This is a genomic window from Pseudomonas sp. RIT778 (assembly GCF_019718735.1).
Classification (GTDB): domain Bacteria; phylum Pseudomonadota; class Gammaproteobacteria; order Pseudomonadales; family Pseudomonadaceae; genus Aquipseudomonas; species Aquipseudomonas aphyarum.
Map to the genome: position 1 here is coordinate 1 of NZ_JAIHBA010000027.1, position 17,298 is coordinate 17,298.

The 17,298-nt window shown below is 56.1% G+C and carries 15 protein-coding genes; 11 read left to right on the forward strand and 4 right to left on the reverse strand.

Annotated features, from left to right (window positions below):
• Positions 1 to 366: 366 nt before the first annotated feature.
• The 3 genes from K5E37_RS19190 to K5E37_RS19200 all read left to right on the forward strand — a co-directional run bounded on the left by K5E37_RS19190 (position 367) and on the right by K5E37_RS19200 (position 4,031).
• A complete protein-coding gene (locus K5E37_RS19190) occupies positions 367 to 1,485 on the forward strand; it encodes a nucleoid-associated protein (RefSeq protein ID WP_221534845.1) in 1,119 nt (372 codons plus the stop codon).
• Between the two features lie 5 nt (positions 1,486 to 1,490).
• Positions 1,491 to 2,786 (forward strand): hypothetical protein, encoded by a 1,296-nt coding sequence (locus tag K5E37_RS19195; protein ID WP_221534846.1) that lies wholly within the window; start codon positions 1,491 to 1,493, stop codon positions 2,784 to 2,786.
• Between the two features lie 126 nt (positions 2,787 to 2,912).
• Positions 2,913 to 4,031: a hypothetical protein gene (locus K5E37_RS19200; protein WP_221534847.1), complete on the forward strand. Its 1,119-nt coding sequence runs from the start codon at positions 2,913 to 2,915 to the stop codon at positions 4,029 to 4,031.
• Between the two features lie 386 nt (positions 4,032 to 4,417).
• Here K5E37_RS19200 and K5E37_RS19205 read toward each other — a convergent pair whose 3' ends face one another.
• From K5E37_RS19205 to gspI, 4 genes are all read right to left on the reverse strand, one after another.
• Positions 4,418 to 5,224: a hypothetical protein gene (locus tag K5E37_RS19205; RefSeq protein WP_221534848.1), complete on the reverse strand. Its 807-nt coding sequence runs from the start codon at positions 5,222 to 5,224 to the stop codon at positions 4,418 to 4,420.
• A 176-nt stretch (positions 5,225 to 5,400) separates the two neighbouring features.
• On the reverse strand, positions 5,401 to 5,883 hold the full coding sequence (locus K5E37_RS19210; protein WP_221534849.1) for a GNAT family N-acetyltransferase: 483 nt from the start codon (positions 5,881 to 5,883) through the stop codon (positions 5,401 to 5,403).
• 346 nt (positions 5,884 to 6,229) lie between these two features.
• Positions 6,230 to 6,592 (reverse strand): DUF6124 family protein, encoded by a 363-nt coding sequence (locus K5E37_RS19215; RefSeq protein WP_011333718.1) that lies wholly within the window; start codon positions 6,590 to 6,592, stop codon positions 6,230 to 6,232.
• A 577-nt stretch (positions 6,593 to 7,169) separates the two neighbouring features.
• Positions 7,170 to 7,550, reverse strand: coding sequence for a type II secretion system minor pseudopilin GspI (gene gspI, locus K5E37_RS19220; protein ID WP_221534850.1), 381 nt, complete (start codon positions 7,548 to 7,550; stop codon positions 7,170 to 7,172).
• A 146-nt stretch (positions 7,551 to 7,696) separates the two neighbouring features.
• Here gspI and gspG point away from each other — a divergent pair, with 146 nt between their 5' ends.
• The 8 genes from gspG (at position 7,697) to K5E37_RS19260 (ending at position 17,216) form a co-directional block, all read left to right on the forward strand.
• The gene (gspG, locus tag K5E37_RS19225; RefSeq protein WP_085610505.1) at positions 7,697 to 8,155 is read left to right on the forward strand and encodes a type II secretion system major pseudopilin GspG; all 459 of its coding nucleotides are present in this window, start codon (positions 7,697 to 7,699) and stop codon (positions 8,153 to 8,155) included.
• An 8-nt stretch (positions 8,156 to 8,163) separates the two neighbouring features.
• Positions 8,164 to 9,117 (forward strand): type II secretion system minor pseudopilin GspK, encoded by a 954-nt coding sequence (gene gspK / locus K5E37_RS19230; protein ID WP_221534851.1) that lies wholly within the window; start codon positions 8,164 to 8,166, stop codon positions 9,115 to 9,117.
• Complete coding sequence (gene gspL, locus K5E37_RS19235) at positions 9,114 to 10,259, forward strand: type II secretion system protein GspL (RefSeq protein ID WP_221534852.1); 1,146 nt, start codon at positions 9,114 to 9,116, stop codon at positions 10,257 to 10,259. Before gspK ends, gspL begins: the two co-directional genes overlap by 4 nt.
• Positions 10,252 to 10,797, forward strand: a complete 546-nt coding sequence (gene gspM / locus K5E37_RS19240; protein ID WP_221534853.1) for a type II secretion system protein GspM — start codon at positions 10,252 to 10,254, stop codon at positions 10,795 to 10,797. Before gspL ends, gspM begins: the two co-directional genes overlap by 8 nt.
• The gene (gspD, locus tag K5E37_RS19245) at positions 10,794 to 13,145 is read left to right on the forward strand and encodes a type II secretion system secretin GspD (RefSeq protein ID WP_221534854.1); all 2,352 of its coding nucleotides are present in this window, start codon (positions 10,794 to 10,796) and stop codon (positions 13,143 to 13,145) included. Before gspM ends, gspD begins: the two co-directional genes overlap by 4 nt.
• The gene (gene gspE, locus K5E37_RS19250; RefSeq protein WP_085646839.1) at positions 13,142 to 14,548 is read left to right on the forward strand and encodes a type II secretion system ATPase GspE; all 1,407 of its coding nucleotides are present in this window, start codon (positions 13,142 to 13,144) and stop codon (positions 14,546 to 14,548) included. The genes gspD and gspE overlap by 4 nt, the downstream gene beginning before the upstream one ends.
• A complete protein-coding gene (gene gspF / locus K5E37_RS19255) occupies positions 14,548 to 15,759 on the forward strand; it encodes a type II secretion system inner membrane protein GspF (protein ID WP_221534855.1) in 1,212 nt (403 codons plus the stop codon). The genes gspE and gspF overlap by 1 nt, the downstream gene beginning before the upstream one ends.
• 347 nt (positions 15,760 to 16,106) lie before the next feature.
• Complete coding sequence (locus K5E37_RS19260; protein WP_085603129.1) at positions 16,107 to 17,216, forward strand: substrate-binding domain-containing protein; 1,110 nt, start codon at positions 16,107 to 16,109, stop codon at positions 17,214 to 17,216.
• The last annotated feature ends 82 nt before the right edge of the window (positions 17,217 to 17,298 follow it).

Genomic DNA, 17,298 nt, shown 5'->3' on the forward strand with positions numbered 1-17,298 from the left:
GGTTGGGGGAGGGGGTGGAGATGCCTAGGTTGGTTAGGCCGTGAATGATACGAAATGAAGGCGGTTATGCCCGCTTTCGGACAGTAACAAGCATGGAAAAGAGCCCTGTCATTTGCGAATTCTGGGTGCACCTAAAAAACCGATGGGAGCATAGTGGCCTCATCGATTGATGATCGCCCTCTTGGAATACATAGCCTCGAAGGCGTACACCACCGTTCATCGACTCGTGACACCACCGTAATTGCAATTTACGCTGTATATGCATACAGTAATAAAGTGAACATTGATGACAAAAAATCTCTTGTGGCATATTAATATCATGATGTAGATTCAGGATCTCAAATATAATTTAAACAAGGAAGTATCATGGACGTAAAAGTTAATTTCGCAGTTGTTCATGAGCTAATAAAAGAGCAATTTAAAGATATTCAAGCTTCTGATATCCGAAAGGTTGTACTGAATAAAGACAAGCCAGCCGTTAGCAAGTTAATAGTCGGTGCGACATCAATTTACGGTAAAAAAAATAACGCCACGCACTATGGGATCTTCGCAAAAAAAACTGCGAGCGATTTTCCTATTGACTTTGATGCTTACTCTAAAATTGCCATTTCGGAAAAATCTTTTCTAGAAGTCACTGAGTCCGCTATGGCAGAACTTCATGCCGCAGCGAAAAAGACTACTGTATCTTCTGGGGGGTATATTTTATTCGTAGACTACGAAAACAACCAGGGACGCTTCTTGTTAATTGCAATGCTTAAAAAGCGTGATGGTTTGAGGCTTAATGAAAATCTTGAGCCTGAGGAATTGATTGAACTGGATTTGAGTAGTTTGTACCACGCGGCTCGTATTAATTTTAATAAATATCAAGAGCATGGCTTAGCGGACGCGGAAGCTAAGCAAGAACTCAATTATCTTAGTTTTCTTAGCCAAAGCGCAGGACGGTCTGCTGCAGGGTATTTTGTAACAGCACTGGGCTGTGCAGTAGGAACTGCTTCAGCGGCTGCTACAAAAAATCTTATAATTGAGAGCGTAAAGTTTTTTAGAGAGCGCCCTAATCTACGCGACAAAAGAATTCAGTTTAAAGATGAGATTTTGAGATATCTAGAGCGTCAGCGAGATTCTGGACAATCTGTCAAACTCTCGGAAGTTGAAGCAATTGCTCGCCAGTTTTTTCCGGCAGAACTGGAAGGTCAGGCCGATGAATTGGCCGTTGAGTTTACAGGGCACCTCAATAGTGAAGCCGTTGGAGTACCCGTTGAGTTTCCTATTAGCAAGGTGACACTTGATAAGTACACTCACGTGGTTTACAAGGCAGACAACTGGCAGTTGAAGTTTGATCGAAACTCTTTAGGCGAGGGTGTGGATGCTGAAATCCGTTTTATTGAACAAGATCGAAAACTAATCATCAACAATCTTTCGGAAAGCGCTATTGAAGTCATTCGTCAAGCCATAGCGGATAAACGAGATGCTGCCGAGCCAGAGTAATTGCCATGGTAGATGTAAGTAAATTTGCCGAGGCATATCGACTGCTTGGTCGTCCTGCTCTCGTGAGGGCTAACGCATTTGATTTTAGAACTTCTGTCTTCAATCCAGAAATCAATTCTGCAGCTGAAAAACTAATTACTTCAAATGCTGGCCGATTTGATGAATTTCTTATTGATAGCGTTGATGTAAATCCCTCTGATTTCAATGCTTCTTCTGCGTGGTCAACAATCGAATTCTCCTTCGTACTTGACACATCGGGCACAGTGCCAATTTTTAAAAATTTTGATCAGCTCATGGCTCGATCAAAGAGTTTCGTTCGAACGGAGGTGCCAACAAGCTTTTACATAATAGATGAAAATATTCTGTCTTCTGAAGAGCCTCTCGATCATCGGATAAAGACTCTTCATGCTTTATGTCGCCTAATCGTTTACCTAGCTGACTTGGCACATTTTCACGATGAAAAAGAGTCCAGTGATGAATATAAGCTTGTATTTGTTGCTGAGGACCTAGCAAAAGGAGAGCGCGCAATAACGCTTTATCCATACTTGGATCGCGAGTTGCTAGATTTTGAGATAAGCACAGAGTTGGTCGACAGTCTTCAAATGAGTAATTTAGAAGAAAGCCCCCAGCTTTTCAAAGAGAGATCTATTTTTCGGGCAACTTTAATTGAGTATTTGGCAGGCCAGTTTGGAGGAAAAGAACGTTTCAAGTTCCTCATTTCCACATGGTCACAGTTTCTAATATTGTATGGCAACAACCTATCTACCTATCTTAGCGGATTTTCTTTTCACAAGGCAAAGCAAGAGGTTGCAAATGCTCAGTTAACAGTCGCTGACCAGATGTCGAAGGTTGTAAGTGATATCAGCGGAAAAGTTCTGAGCATACCGATTTCGCTGGCTGTCGTCATTGCAATTTCAAAAGCCGAAAGCGTTTTAGAAAGTTCAATTTTGGTATTGGGTATTTTAATAACCTCTGCTTTGTTAGCCGAAACCTTAGCAGCGCAGAAGTTGCAATATGAGCGCATTAAACATTCTCGAATGATAATGTTTACATCTCATCAGCAAAAAGCGCATCAGTATCCAGAGGACTTAAGGAACTACATAAAAGATTCTATAAGCGCCTTAACAGCGAACGAGAAAAAACTTAGGAGCTCATTACTAGTGCTAAGGATTTTAGCATGGGCTCCTGCAATCGTTGCTGTAACTCTTCATTCATGTATCTTTCAAAAAGATCTGTTAGAAGGATTTGATAAACTTGCGTTTTTTGTGCACGCTATTCTTGCAGTATTTACATGTTGCTAATTAGGAAAGTTAAGATTACGGTCAAAAGGGCTTTCGCTACATTTTGAATTATTGGAGCAAGTCTAGCTTTAGCTGAGGCAAAGGAAATGGCTCTAGTTTTTTTGATGCGCCTAACAGGAGCAATGCGTGACCGATCTTAGTGAAACTATAAGGCTCTTTTCAATGGAAGGGGCAACCCATCTTTACTCGAGCCTTCCATCGATGCTGACGCCTGCAGATCTTTATCATATAAAGGACAATCCAACTCATAAGGCTGCGCTTGCGGGCTCTAACATTTATCTTATCGTCAGTCGTCATCGCATTTACCTAAACCCTGGAAATCTATCTCTTAATGGATCGTTCGTATCGGGTGATTTTTTGGTATTGCGCGAATGCGGGATGACGGTGGTTCCCTTCACTTATGAGATTACTCTTCCAACAGTTGCTGGTGCCGCAGAGATTTTAAGTATCGCCGTTGCGCCGAACGGATCATCGATGGTCGTGATGACTTCTGAAGGGGACCAGATAATTGCCGTGAGCGTGATCGTTGCAGCTGCCGAAAGTGAATTGACGCGTCCCGACACGGATATGGAAGTTCTCTATGTTGGCCAGAGCATCGGACGAACGAATACGTTGACGGCGTTGAATCGCTTGTTATCGCATACCAAGTTTCAGCAGATTCTCGCCGAGAACTCGACACACTCCCCCGAGCGCGAGGTATTACTTTTGCTTTATCGGTTCGAGCACCGGAAGACAATCATCAGCAATGGAGGCGACTTCAATGTGGAAACTCAGGCCACTGATGCTCAAGATTCTGCCCATTTTGATCGTCTTAGGGATGTCCAGTTGAGGCGACATGAGGTGGTATCTCTGGCAGAGGCGGCGTTGATCAATTATTTCAAGCCGCGCTATAACACCCTGCTGAAAAAAACAAATTTCGCTGCAAGTGGAAAGCTTAGAGTGCTTCATCAGCTGATGAAAAAAGGCATTGCCGGATTGGTCGTGGAGCTTTGCTCGGTAAACATACGATCTCGTCTAGGGACGGCTAGTGCGATCCCCATTGAGCTTGTAGATTTGTTCTCAGAAGAGGTCCTTGAAGGGCGAAACATTCAAGAGCCGGAAATCAAGCAGCAGTGGCAACAGGATTTGAACGTGATCGCCCATTCGCATTGGGCCCGATTTGCGTTGACCACTACGCAGGAGCGTAATACGTTCCTGCATGGTTCGAAGTTCATAGGGCAGACTGAGCAACCATGGACTTGGTAATCAAGTGAAGTCGGTAGGAGTCGATGTAAAAGCACTGCAATGGCCCATAATCGATTTCCGACCAACTGTGAGCACTCATGCACTAAATTTTTACCGAAGAAAAAGACTCCACCTATGCTCAGGTGGAGCCTTCGTTACTTCAGATTAACGCTTGCTATCTGGAGTTCTGTGGGTAGGAACCCATGTTGAGTCCGGACGGCTGGTTGGTGGTAAGCGCGTATTGTCAGGAACAGTGGCGTAATTAGGACGCTTACCGCCGCGTGGCCCTTGTTCCTGAAAAATGCCGCCGTTATTACCGGTATTCGAACCGGGTAGAAAAGGGGACTGATTTATTTCCTGTATAATAAATTAGTCCCCTTTAATGCCAACCGTTTTTTTGCGGCATGCTAGTTTCTAAAAAAATGCCAAGCAAACTCATCAAATGTTATGAACTTCACGGAGTAAAGATCTTTTTTTAGGCGTCGATATATTTTGTCATTAGATACAAAAAAATCAATGTCGTCGACATAAGCCAAATGTGCAATGTCAAATCCGTCATTCTTGCCAGATGGGCCACCGCCCTCCATTGCATCAAGCGTGTAGGACGCGAGGCAACGTAAATAGTTTTTTAAGGAGCCAAATTTATTAAAGTGTTCAATAGATTTTGCATACCTATCACTAGATTTTTCCACTCCGTACTTCTGGAGGAACTCGCTCGCGATAAGTTTTGCATAGTCATCGATAATGTGCGCGCAGTAAGGCTGATCTCTAAGAGTTTTGCGATCCTCTTTGGAGATTTTTAATGTTCCACTAAAAGCGTCTAAACTATCATCCACCAGCATGTTGTCGTAATCAATAAATGTGGCGATAGAGTAAGTATTTCCACCATGGTCAATTCCAATTTTTTTTGCTTCTTCGAAAGTTTCTGTCTGTATCAGCGCATCCATGAGCATCTGTGTGGCGGGGACGTCATAGTCAGGAACATCCAAGGCGAATGCTTTTGACTGCAATGTGAGTGTGGACTCCCAGATTATTGAGATGTTGCGAGATTTTATGTTGCCAAGTGCAGATTTGCGTATGAGAAACTCAGTTTCAGATGTCATCCCGGAAATCAGCTCCATGATTCCGAGTTGGGAACATATCAACTCTAACCCCGTTTTTTCTGGAATTTTATTCAGCTGCCTTAGGATGTTGGTATCGAGATATGCTTTCACGAACTAATTCCAAGCGATAAAGGTAATGGATTGTCTGTCTTTAATTCAGAGTAGTTTAGCTTTTTGGAAGCTGCAAATGAGGAAGAATGGGACAGATTTATTTTCCAGAAAATAGATCAATCCCCTATGTCCATCTAAAGGTGCAACATCTGACGAGGCGGCGTATCAAGATCTGCCTAGTCGCCCAAATTAAGGGCATTACCGCTAGCCCGGACATAATAATTATCGAATTCACCGCTTTCGACGAACACGAAACCATGGCGATTGTAAAAACGATTTGAAGCGCTTTCCTTGAGAGCACCGACCTTGATGGGACGCCCGATCTCATCAGCTTCTCTGAAAATCTGAGTAAGAACTTCAGAGCCGATTCCTGCTCCCTGAGCACTGGGTACCACATACAAGTGGTCAAGCAAAAGTTCGTTCTGGTGGTCTTTGATTACGACAAAACCGACCAGATCACCTGATACTTCTATGCGGCGAGTGCTGTTAACGTCGAACCCAGCAACAAATCGTTCGCGCGCACGTTCTGGGTTAAATCGTCCAAGCCGTTCCAGGCTCTCGCGCATGGCCTCAATCCTGATGGCCACCAGATCTTCCAGGTCGTTATTGGACGCTGCGCATAAAACGACAGCGGAGTTTTGATCAGCGGAGGCTGGCATGACAAGCACCCTAAACATGGCCGGTCAGTCATTATGCAGAGAACAGATTCCGCATAACCACTACTGCTTCGGTTCAATGGAGGCGATGGCCCCCTATTAGCTTCAGGGGGATGTGTTCGCCGGACGCTTACGTCTGTTGGGGCAAGCGAAAGGGGACGAATCAATTTTTTTGAAAAATAGATCCGTCCCCTTTCTACTGCTTAGGAATCGACACGGACCTGAAGACTCAGTATGACGTCGAGATGTGCCGCAAAAAATAGAAATGCTCATTTGGCCGAGGTCGTCAGTTACGTCTAACAACCTCGGCCATTTTCTTTCCGGCTGCTGGGCTACGGCGCTCAGCCGATCACGTCTTCACCTCAACATGATCCAACGCCTGATTCACCGCCAACTCACTTAACATCACCAACTGCGCAATCCCGATCGCAGTCTTGCGATGAGCAGGCTCCAGCGTGGCAGCGAAGTTATTGAGCATTTCGCTTGCCGATCCCAGTGATTCGCTGGCATTGGCGAGCAGGGATTCAGTGTTGTAAGCCGGGTTGGCCAGGTACATGGGGTCGTGTTTGTGGTGGCTGCCCATGATGCGTTGTTGCGGGGTAAGGTAGTGGTCGAGGGCGCGTTCGGCGGCTTCGTTGAGGGTTCGGGAGTCGGGGAATTTGTAGGGTGAAACCGGATCGGTTTCGGGGGGATTGGGTGTCGGTTTGAACATAGATGAAACTCCTCATGCTTCAAAAAGGGAGGCCATCCAAATTCGCTACCAAACGAAGGTGGCGGCCATGCTCAGGTTGGTAGACCGGCACATGAGGAACCCGGCGCACCCGAAGGTGCCCTGTGCATGACCACCATAAAGCCGAGACGAAACGACGCCGCGAATGGTGATGCTGTGCAACTCTCATGTGCGGGCTACCAAACCCGATCACTGGTTTTCAGCGACCCGGAAACGATAAGACCCGCGCATTAGACGCACAAGCCGGCGGATTCTGGCGTAGTCGTAGGTAATGACGCAAGGTTGTGTAGCCTTGAGGAAGTAACGGTGGGTGTCTTTTAAACGGGGTTTTTGGGTGCGTTAAACGGATGGGTCAAGAGCGGCCCTCACCCCAGCCCTCTCCCGGAGGGAGAGGGGGCCGACCGAGGTGTCTTGCGCTCTACATCGACCTGAGAAACCGAGTTGATTATGGATTCAACGCGGTATGTGCAAGTTGGTTTAGATTTTTAGACAGGTGTCGGAAATGTCCCACGGCTGATTCATTTTCCATCGATGAGGCCGACCATTTCGGGGGCTAGGGCTAAGGATTTTCCGGGCGGCTGAGCAACGTCTCCAGGCTCGCCAGTGCCGGCGCTTCCTGGCTGCGGTCGAAGACCTGGAGGCCAACCTTGAGCAAGCGGCCGTTTTCCGCTGCGGAGATGATCTGCTCGCAGCGCAGCATCAACCGCCCCTGATCGCAATCCTGCGCTTTCATGCCCATCGGCATCTTGCCTTCCAGCCGCAACTCCGCCATCCGACTCTGCGCCGCAATCATCGCAATCGAACGATCCCGCAAAACCCCGCTGCTCTGCGTCATCAACCCGGCCACGCGCACGGCGGCGGACATGGCCACGGCGATGATCGCGAGGGCCACGAGCACTTCAATCAGGGTGAATCCGGCTTGTGGGGAGGGGGTGCGCATCGGGGGCTCGGGCGGTCGGGCGGCCCTTGACGCTAGCGCCCGTGCTTGACGGCTTGACGACGAAAACACCCGAGGATTTTCAACATCCCTGACATATCTTCTTGCAACACTGCGCGTCGAATCGAATCAAGCCAGGGAATGACGAGATGGATATCGCGCAATTCAAACAGCCCAGTCGACCGAGCCGGATGCCCCGTGGGCAGCAGGGTTTTACGCTGATCGAGATCATGGTGGTCGTGGTGATTCTCGGGATTCTGGCGGCAATGGTGGTGCCCAAAGTGCTCGACCGGCCGGATCAGGCGCGGGCGACGGCGGCGAAGCAGGACATTGGCGGGTTGATGCAGGCGCTGAAGCTGTATCGCCTCGATCACGGCACTTACCCGAGCCAGAGTCAGGGCCTGAAGGTGCTGGTGGAGCGGCCGGCCGATGCGAAGAACACCAACTGGCGCTCGTACCTGGAGCGCCTGCCGAATGACCCGTGGGGTCGTCCTTATCAGTACCTCAATCCCGGTGCCAACGGCGAGATCGACATCTTTTCCCTCGGCGCCGATGGCCAGCCTGACGGCGATGGCGTGAATGCCGACATCGGTTCCTGGCAGTTGTAAGGCCGGTCATGAACAGCCAATCGAACCAGCAGGGGATGGCGATCATCAGTGCGCTGCTGATTGCGGCGGTGGTCGCGGTGATCGCCGCTGGCATGCTGACGCGCCAGAGCGTTTCGACCCGGGCGCTGGAAGCCGAACAATTGCGCGTGCAGGGCCGTTGGGTGTTACACGGCGGGTTGGAGATCAGTCGGCAATTGTTGTGGGATGCGCGGCAGCGCGATCCGCTGACCCGACTCGATCAACCTTGGGCGCAGTTGTTGAACACTCAGGGTTTCGAGGGGCGACTGGAGGACGAGCAGGGCAAGTTCAACCTGCGCAATCTGGTGGCCAACGAGCGGATCGATGACGCGCAGGTGCAGGCGTTCGAGCGTTTGTGCGAGTTGATCGGTGTCAGCAGCGGCTTGAGCCGGCGCATCAGTCAGCGGGTGATCGGCTCTTATCCGCACCTGTTGAATGCCCAAGTGGTGGACAAGCCTGTGGCGAAAAACACGTTCGACAGCGGGCGCGCCACGTCGCCGTCCGCGTCACGCAAGCCGCAACCGCCGACCTTGCCGATGCTGCGCACGCTTGAGGATTTGCGCAGTGTCGACGGGGTCAACGATGCGGTGCTGGCGAAATTGGCGCCGTACCTGACGGTGATTCCGGCGACCACCTGGCTCAACGGCAACACCGCTACGGCGCCGGTGCTGGCGGCTTATGTGCCGGGGTTGTCGCTGGAGCGGGCACAGGCGTTGATCAATGAGCGTGACGCCGGTCGCTGGTTTATCAATCGTGGGGATTTCGTCAATCGTCTGCGCTTGCCGCAACTGGAGATCACCAGCGTGAAGGTCGGCATCACCAGCGACTGGTTTCGGCTGCGCGGGCAGGCGCGGCGCGATCAGCGGCGGGTCAGCCTCGATGCGTTGTTGCATCGCAGTCAGGATCGGTTGCCGCAAGTGATCTGGTCGCGGGTGGGCGTATGAGCCAGTTGCGCGTGAGTTTGCCGCCGCTGGCGGAGCTGAGTCTCGACAGTGAATTGGATTGTGCTTGGCTGGATCGTCAGGGGCAGGTCGTTCGCCAGGAACGCGTGCGGCTCGGCGCGCTGCCGAAGCAACCGCTGGTGTGTTTTCTGCACCCGTCGGACAGCTTGCTGGCGAGCATCGATCTGCCGCCGCTGCCCGCGAACAAAACCGCTGCAGCTGTTCAATGTGCGGCGCAGGCCTTGATGCTCGGTGACAGCGCCGAGATGCACATCGCCCACAGTGCTCGTAATGAAAGCGGCCAAGTGCAGATTGCCTGGGTAGCACGCAAGGATTTGCAGCACCTCGGGCAATTCGGTTTGAACCTCAAAGGCCTGTACCCGGCGGCCTACAGCTTGCCGGTGATGGCCGGCGGTGTCGGCTGTCTGCACGACGATCATCTGTTGCTGCGCCACGGTCCGAATGCGGCGCAGGTGCAGCCGATGATCGATGAAGCCTGGCTGCTGGAAACCGGTCTGCCGGCGCACTGGATCGGTGACGGCGCGCCGGAAGCGGTGCAATCGACATTGGCCGACATACAGCGAAACGCCGGCCCGTTGCCGAACTGGGGCCTGCACGGCGGTCTTCAGCAACCGGGCACCGAACATCGTGGCTGGGGCAGGGCGCTCGGTTGTTGTGCGCTGGCGCTGGCGGTGTGGGTGATCGGTTTGAACCTGTACGCCGCGCGCGAGGCCGGGCAGGGCCAGCAGCTCAAGGCGCAGATGGCGCAGCGGGTGAAGCAGGCGTTTCCCGAGTTGCCGGTGATCCTCAATCCGCTGCAACAGGCCCGTCAGCAAATCGCGGCTCGCCAGCAAGGCGCGGTGGATGCGCCGGGTCAGGATTTCACGCGGCTGGTGTCGCAGGCCGGCAGCGGCATGCCGTCCATGGCGGGCACGGTGCAGCGGCTGGAGTTTGTCGACGGCGCGTTGCAATTGAGTCTGCTGCCCGAGGCCCGGCGTTCGGGCAACGACAAGGATTGGCAAGGCACGCTGGCCCAGGCCGGCATCAGCATCAGCCCGAATGACGACGGCTGGGTCCTGCGCCCGGCCGGCGAGGCGACCGCCGCCACCGACAACGACGACAGCAGCGGAGCCGAAGATGAATAGCCCCTCGCTTGCGAAATACCGCGCCGGTTGGCAGCGCTTCAATGCTCAGTTGCAGGCCCGCTGGCAGCCGTTGACGTTGCGGGAAAAACGCATGGTGGGCGGGATGGCGGCGCTGTTGCTGGGGCTGTTTGTGTGGGTGGCGTTGGTTCAGCCGCCGCTGAAGAAGATCGCCGCCTCGCAAGTCGAAACCCCGAAATTGCGCGCCCAGGCCGAAGCGCTGGAAGTGCTGTTGCGCGATGTCAGCGTGCGCCCGGACGGGCAGAACCTGGAGCAGTCGCTGCAGCAAACCTTGCAGGCCAGCGGACTGGGCGGCCATTACCAATTGGCGGCCGCGTCCGCCGGTTGGCAGTTGACCTTCGACGCGGCACCTGCCGACGCCGTGCTCGACTGGCTGCTGAGCCAACCCCGGAATTTTTCACTGCAAGTGGTCGAGGCCCGTCTGCAACGCGCAGACGACGCCGCGACCGATGACACCGCCGGCACTCTGTCGGGCACCGTACGCATGGATCAGGCGCTGGGCGCTAAGGAAGCTTCATGAAGGGGTCAGGATCCAAACGCATGGCGTTGCCGATGCTATTGATGGCATTGAGCGCGTGCAGCAACACCACGCCACCGAATCAACCGCCGCTGCTGGTGGACAGCGAACTCGGCCGGCCGCTGGCCAACACCCAGCGCAGTGGCGACGCGGTGCTCGACCGCGAGCGTGCGCAGGCTCAGGTAAGACATGCGCCGAAGCAATTGCACAACATCACCGAACGCGCTCGCAGTGGCGGCTCGGCGCGGGGCACGACGTTGCCGGCCAATCCGTTGGGCGATCAACCGGTGACGTTGAATTTTGTCGACGCCGATATTCAAGCGGTGGTGCGGGCGTTGTCGCGCTCGACCGGCCAGCAGTTTCTGGTCGATCCACGGGTCAAGGGCAATCTGACGCTGGTCTCCGAAGGCCAGGTGCCGGCGCATCAGGCCTACGACATGCTGCTGGCGGCGCTGCGCATGCAGGGTTTCAGCGTGGTGGACGTCGGCGGCGTGGCGCAGGTGGTGCCGGAGGCCGACGCCAAGTTGCTCGGCGGGCCGATCTACAGCGCCGACAAACCGGCCGGCAACGGCATGCTCACCCGCACGTTCCGCCTGCAATACGAGAACGCGGTAAACCTGATCCCGGTGCTGCGCCCGATCGTGTCGCCGAACAACCCGATCAACGCCTATCCGGGTAACAACACCATCGTCGTCACCGATTACGCCGAAAACCTGACGCGGGTCGCGCAACTGATTCAAGGCATCGACACCCCGAGCGCCATCGACACCGACGTGGTGCAGATCCAGAACGGCATCGCCGCCGACATCGCGCCGATGGTCGCTGACCTGCTCGACGCACCGGGCAATGACCCGACGCAGAAAATCGCGGTGATCGGCGACCCGCGCTCCAACACCATCATCATCCGCGCCGGCAGCCCCGAGCGCACCGAGCTGGCGCGTAACCTGATCTACAAACTCGACAACGCCCAGAGCAACCCGAGCAATCTGCACGTGGTGTATCTGCGCAACGCCCAGGCCGGCAAACTGGCCCAGGCGCTGCGCGGTTTGTTGACCGGCGAAAGCGACAGCGGCACCAGCGACAATGCGCGCTCGGTGCTCAGCAACATGGGCAGCTCCACCAATTCGGGCGGCGGGCAAAACGGCCAGAGCGGTACGCAAACCAACGGCTCGACTTCGACCACCAACAGCGGCAGCACCAGCGGCAGTTATGCTCAAGGCAGTAGCGGCACCAGCGGTAGCAGCAATGCGCAAAGCAGCGAACAGAACGTCGCGTTCAGCGCTGGCGGCGTGACCATTCAGGCGGATGCGACCACCAACACCTTGCTGATTTCCGCGCCGGAACCGCTGTACCGTAACCTGCGCGAAGTCATCGACCTGCTCGACCAGCGCCGCGCGCAAGTGGTGATCGAAAGCCTGATCGTCGAAGTCGGCGAGGACGATGCCAGCGAATTCGGCGTGCAATGGCAGACCGGCAACCTCGGCGGCAAAGGCGTGATTGGCGGCGCCAACCTCGGTGGTTCGGGGATCAACGTCAACGGCAAGACCAGCCTCGATGTGCTGCCGCAAGGCCTCAACCTCGGCTACGTCAACGGCACCGTCGACATCCCCGGCATCGGCAAGATCCTCGACCTGAAAGTGCTGGCCCGGGCCCTGAAGAGCAAAGGCGGGACCAACGTGCTGTCGACGCCGAACCTGCTGACCCTGGACAACGAAGCGGCGAGCATTTTTGTCGGCCAGACCATCCCGTTTGTCAGCGGCAGCTACGTCACCGGTGGTGGAGGCACCAGCAACAACCCGTTCCAGACCGTGACCCGTGAAGAGGTCGGTTTGAAGCTCAACGTACGGCCGCAGATTTCCGAGGGCGGCACGGTGAAGCTCGACATTTATCAGGAAGTCAGCAGCATCGACGAACGCGCCTCGGCGGCAGCCAATTCGGCGGGGATCGTCACCAGCAAACGCGCGCTCGACACCAGCATCCTGCTCGACGACGGCCAGATCATGGTGCTCGGCGGTCTGCTGCAGGACGGCTACAGCCAGAGCAATGACGCGGTGCCTTGGTTGTCGAGCATTCCGGGGATTGGCGCACTGTTTCGCAACGAACGCCGCTCGATCACCAAGACCAACCTGATGGTGTTCCTGCGCCCGTACATCATCCGCGACAGCGCGGCGGGGCGAAGCATTACGCTGAACCGCTACGACTTTATGCGCCGCGCTCAGGGCGGTCTGCAACCGGAACGCAGCTGGGCGATGCCCGACATGCAGGCGCCGCAATTGCCGGCCACTGCCCAAGGCGTGCCGGCGCCGGTGTCCGGCCCGCGCGCGACGATCAAAGCGGTGCCGCTGCAATGAGCGCATTGCCTTACGCCTGGGCCAAGGCGCAGCGGATTCTGCTGCGCGACGGCGTGCTGACGGTGTGCCCGTCGACGCCGGGCTGGTCGATCAGCGAAGTGCGCCGGCAGTTCGGCGCGGCCAGGCTTGAGCGGGTGCGCGATGACGAACTCGACGGCTTGTTGGCCACTGCCTACGCCGACACCGGCAGTGCGGCAGCGGTGGTCGGTGCGGCGGAAAACGAAGTCGATCTCGACCGCCTGATGCAGGACATGCCGGAAATCACCGACCTGCTCGACACCCAGGACGGCGCGCCGGTGATCCGCATGATCAACGCCTTGCTCACCCAGGCGGCGCGGGACGAGGCCAGTGACATTCACATCGAACCGTTCGAAACCCATTCGGTGGTGCGCTACCGGGTCGACGGCACGTTGCGCGACGTGGTCTCGCCGCGCAAGGCGTTGCACGGTGCGTTAGTGTCGCGGATCAAGATCATGGCGCAGCTCGATATCGCCGAAAAACGCCTGCCGCAGGACGGGCGCATTGCGTTGCGCGTAGCGGGGCGGCCGATCGACATTCGCGTCTCGACCGTGCCCACCGGTCACGGCGAGCGGGTGGTGATGCGTTTGCTCGACAAACAGGCTGGGCGTCTGCATCTGGAAACTCTGGGTATGGACGCGCAGGTGCTGGCCAAACTCGATCACCTGATCCGTCAGCCCCACGGCATCGTGCTGGTCACCGGCCCGACCGGCAGCGGCAAGACAACGAGTTTGTACGCGGCACTGGCGCGGCTGGATGCGAGCACCAGCAACATCCTCACCGTGGAAGACCCGGTGGAATACGACTTGCCGGGCATCAGCCAGATTCAGGTCAACGCCAAGATCGACATGACCTTTGCCCTGGCGTTGCGGGCGATTTTGCGGCAGGACCCGGACATCATCATGATCGGCGAAATCCGCGACCTCGAAACCGCGCAGATCGCGGTGCAGGCTTCGTTGACCGGTCACCTGGTGCTCGCGACGTTGCACACCAACGACGCGGTGTCGGCGGTCAACCGCTTGGTCGACATGGGCGTCGAGCCGTTTCTGTTGGCCTCGTCGATGCTCGGCGTTCTGGCCCAACGCTTGGTGCGGCGCCTGTGCAATCAGTGCAAACAGGAAGACCCGGCCACGCCCGGCACCTGGCGCCCGGTCGGTTGTGCCGCGTGCAATCACACTGGTTACAGCGGCCGGACCGGCATTCACGAGTTGTTCTGCATCGATGACGACATCCGCACCCTGATCCACCAAGGGGCAGGGGAGCAGGCGTTGCGTGCGGCGGCGAGCAAGGCCGGGATGTTCAGCCTGCGTGAGGACGGCGAACGCTGGATTCGCAGCGGTGCCACGGCCCCTGAAGAAATCCTTCGTGTGACACGGGACGCCTGATGAATCGCTATCGTTTTGAAGCCGCCGATGCCAGCGGCAAGATCGAATCCGGGCATCTGGAAGCGGACAGTCAGGGCGCCGCGTTTGGCGTGTTGCGCGGTCGTGGTCTGACGGCGTTGTCGGTGGAGAAGGAAAGCAACGTCTCCCAGCATGGCGGCGGTGGAATGTTCGGCGCCAGGATGTCGGATAACGATCTGGCGTGGGCCACGCGGCAACTGTCGAGCCTGCTCGGTGCCAGTTTGCCGTTGGAGGCCGCGCTAAGCGCCACGGTCGAGCAGGCCGAAAAAAAGCACATCGCCCACACCCTCAGCGCCGTGCGTGCCGACGTGCGCAGCGGCATGCGCCTGGCCGAGGCGCTGGCGGCGCGGCCACGGGATTTTCCGGAGATTTACCGGGCGCTGATTGCAGCAGGTGAGGAGTCCGGCGATCTGGCGCAGGTGATGGAGCGGCTGGCGGATTACATCGAGGAACGCAACAACCTGCGCGGCAAGATTCTCACCGCGTTCATCTATCCCGGCGTGGTGGGGCTGGTGTCGATCGGCATCGTGATTTTTCTGCTGAGTTATGTGGTGCCGCAGGTGGTCAGCGCGTTTTCCCAGGCGCGACAGGATCTGCCGGGGCTGACATTGGCGATGCTCAATGCCAGTGATTTCATCCGGGCCTGGGGCTGGTTGTGCGCGGGCGTCATGGCCGGCGCGTTCTGGAGCTGGCGCCTGTATTTGCGCAATCCGGCGGCGCGCTTGAGCTGGCATCATCGGGTGCTGAAGCTGCCGCTGATCGGGCGGTTTGTGCTGGGGCTGAACACCGCACGGTTCGCCTCGACGCTGGCGATTCTCGGCGGCGCCGGGGTGCCGTTGTTGCGGGCCTTGGAGGCGGCGCGGCAGACCTTGTCGAATGATCGCTTGAGCCTGAGCGTCAATGAGGCCACCGCCAAAGTGCGCGAGGGCGTCAACCTGGCGGCAGCGCTGAAAGTGGAGAACGTGTTCCCGCCGGTGCTGATTCACCTGATCGCCAGCGGCGAGAAAACCGGTGCGCTGCCGCCGATGCTCGAACGCGCTGCGCAAACCCTGTCCCGCGATATCGAGCGCCGGGCGATGGGCATGACCGCGTTGCTGGAGCCGCTGATGATTGTGGTGATGGGCGGGGTGGTGCTGGTGATCGTGATGGCGGTGTTGTTGCCGATCATCGAGATCAATCAGCTGGTGCAGTAGTTTTCTCAACTTTTTTACCGGCGTCTGATCTCACCCGAGCGCCAAAAACAGCATCCTCGGGTTCTCCTTTCTGTCATCTGCAACGGCCCTTCAAGGGCTGTGGCCGATTCCCTCGAAAAGCCCGCCGCAGACACTCCGCACAACCGCGAAAACACCCGAGAAAATCCCTCGAAAAACAGCCTGCACCTCCCGAGGTTTTTTCCTTTATCTGTCACCGGAAACTGCGAATTTCTCAGTGCGACTTAACCACGGACCCCGCTTGCGAAGGTCGGCGGTGAGTCTTCCCAGTGTCATGCAAGTCCCCTGAAAACCTGTGTTCACAACCAACGTTGAAAAGGAGATTCTTCATGTTCAAGCGCACTCTGATCGCAGCTTCCCTGACCGTTGCCGCTCTGGCTTCCGCTCAAGCCATGGCCGTTACCGGTGGTGGTGCAACCCTGCCAGCCGCTCTGTACAAAGGTTCGTCCGACAGCATCCTGCCAGCCAACTTCAGCTACGCAGCCATCGGCAGCGGCGGTGGCAAGACCGCTTTCCTGACCAACAACCCGGCTGGCTTCAGCACCACTGGCACTGTGCACTTCGCCGGTAGCGACTCGATCCTCAGCGCTTCGGAACTCAGCACCTACAGCAGCACCTACGGCGCTTCGTTCGGCCCGCTGATTCAACTGCCTTCGGTTGCCACTTCGGTTGCCATCCCTTACAAAAAAGCCGGTCAGACCGCTCTGAACCTGACCAGCGCTCAACTGTGCGACGTGTTCTCCGGCGCCAAAACCACTTGGGGTGCTCTGTTGGGCACTTCCGATACCACCGCCATCCGCGTTGTTTATCGCAACGTTTCCAGCGGCACTTCGGAAATCCTGACCCGTCACCTGAACGCCGTCTGCCCGACTCAGTTCGCCACCAACACCACTTTCACCGCCGCTCGTATCGGTGGCATCGCGCTGCCTTCGAACTGGGTCGGCGTTGCCAACACTTCCGATGTCGCCACTGCCGTGAACGCAGTTGACGGCTCCATCGGTTACGTCGGTCCGGACGGTGTCGATGCCACCAGCAACGCTGTTGTTGCCCGCGTCAACGGTGTTCAGCCGACTTCGGCCAACGTCAACCTGGCACTGGCATCGGTTTCCGCTCCTTCGACCGCTGCCCAGGCTGCCAACCCGGCCAACTGGTCGCCAGTGGTTGCCAACCCGGCTCTGGGTTACAAGCTCGCTGCCTACACCAACTTCATCTTCGGTCAGTGCTACAAGGATGCCGCCGTGGCCGCCGACGTCAAAGCCTTCCTGACCAAGCACTACAGCATCCCGGGCAACAACGCCGCGACTCAGGCTCACAAGTTCGTCGCAGTGCCTGATTCCTGGAAAAACGCTGTAACCGCCAACTTCATCACCAACACCTCGGGCAACAACCTGGACATCAACAACACCACCGTGTGCAACACCATCGGTCGTCCTTTGTAAGCTCGCGCAGTCGTAACAGAAATGGCGGCAACCTTCGGGTTGCCGCCATTTTTTTTGGCTGGATACACCTCAATCATGAAGT

Bases quoted from the DNA above. Each gene is read 5' to 3' on its own strand.
- gspG (WP_085610505.1), top strand. From the start codon at position 7,697: ATGGATATCGCGCAATTCAAACAGCCCAGTCGACCGAGCCGGATGCCC.
- K5E37_RS19190 (WP_221534845.1), top strand. From the start codon at position 367: ATGGACGTAAAAGTTAATTTCGCAGTTGTTCATGAGCTAATAAAAGAG.
- gspI (WP_221534850.1), bottom strand. From the start codon at position 7,550: ATGCGCACCCCCTCCCCACAAGCCGGATTCACCCTGATTGAAGTGCTC.
- K5E37_RS19210 (WP_221534849.1), bottom strand. From the start codon at position 5,883: ATGCCAGCCTCCGCTGATCAAAACTCCGCTGTCGTTTTATGCGCAGCG.
- K5E37_RS19260 (WP_085603129.1), top strand. From the start codon at position 16,107: ATGTTCAAGCGCACTCTGATCGCAGCTTCCCTGACCGTTGCCGCTCTG.
- gspE (WP_085646839.1), top strand. From the start codon at position 13,142: ATGAGCGCATTGCCTTACGCCTGGGCCAAGGCGCAGCGGATTCTGCTG.
- K5E37_RS19215 (WP_011333718.1), bottom strand. From the start codon at position 6,592: ATGTTCAAACCGACACCCAATCCCCCCGAAACCGATCCGGTTTCACCC.
- gspM (WP_221534853.1), top strand. From the start codon at position 10,252: ATGAATAGCCCCTCGCTTGCGAAATACCGCGCCGGTTGGCAGCGCTTC.
- K5E37_RS19195 (WP_221534846.1), top strand. From the start codon at position 1,491: ATGGTAGATGTAAGTAAATTTGCCGAGGCATATCGACTGCTTGGTCGT.
- gspD (WP_221534854.1), top strand. From the start codon at position 10,794: ATGAAGGGGTCAGGATCCAAACGCATGGCGTTGCCGATGCTATTGATG.
- gspK (WP_221534851.1), top strand. From the start codon at position 8,164: ATGAACAGCCAATCGAACCAGCAGGGGATGGCGATCATCAGTGCGCTG.
- gspF (WP_221534855.1), top strand. From the start codon at position 14,548: ATGAATCGCTATCGTTTTGAAGCCGCCGATGCCAGCGGCAAGATCGAA.
- gspL (WP_221534852.1), top strand. From the start codon at position 9,114: ATGAGCCAGTTGCGCGTGAGTTTGCCGCCGCTGGCGGAGCTGAGTCTC.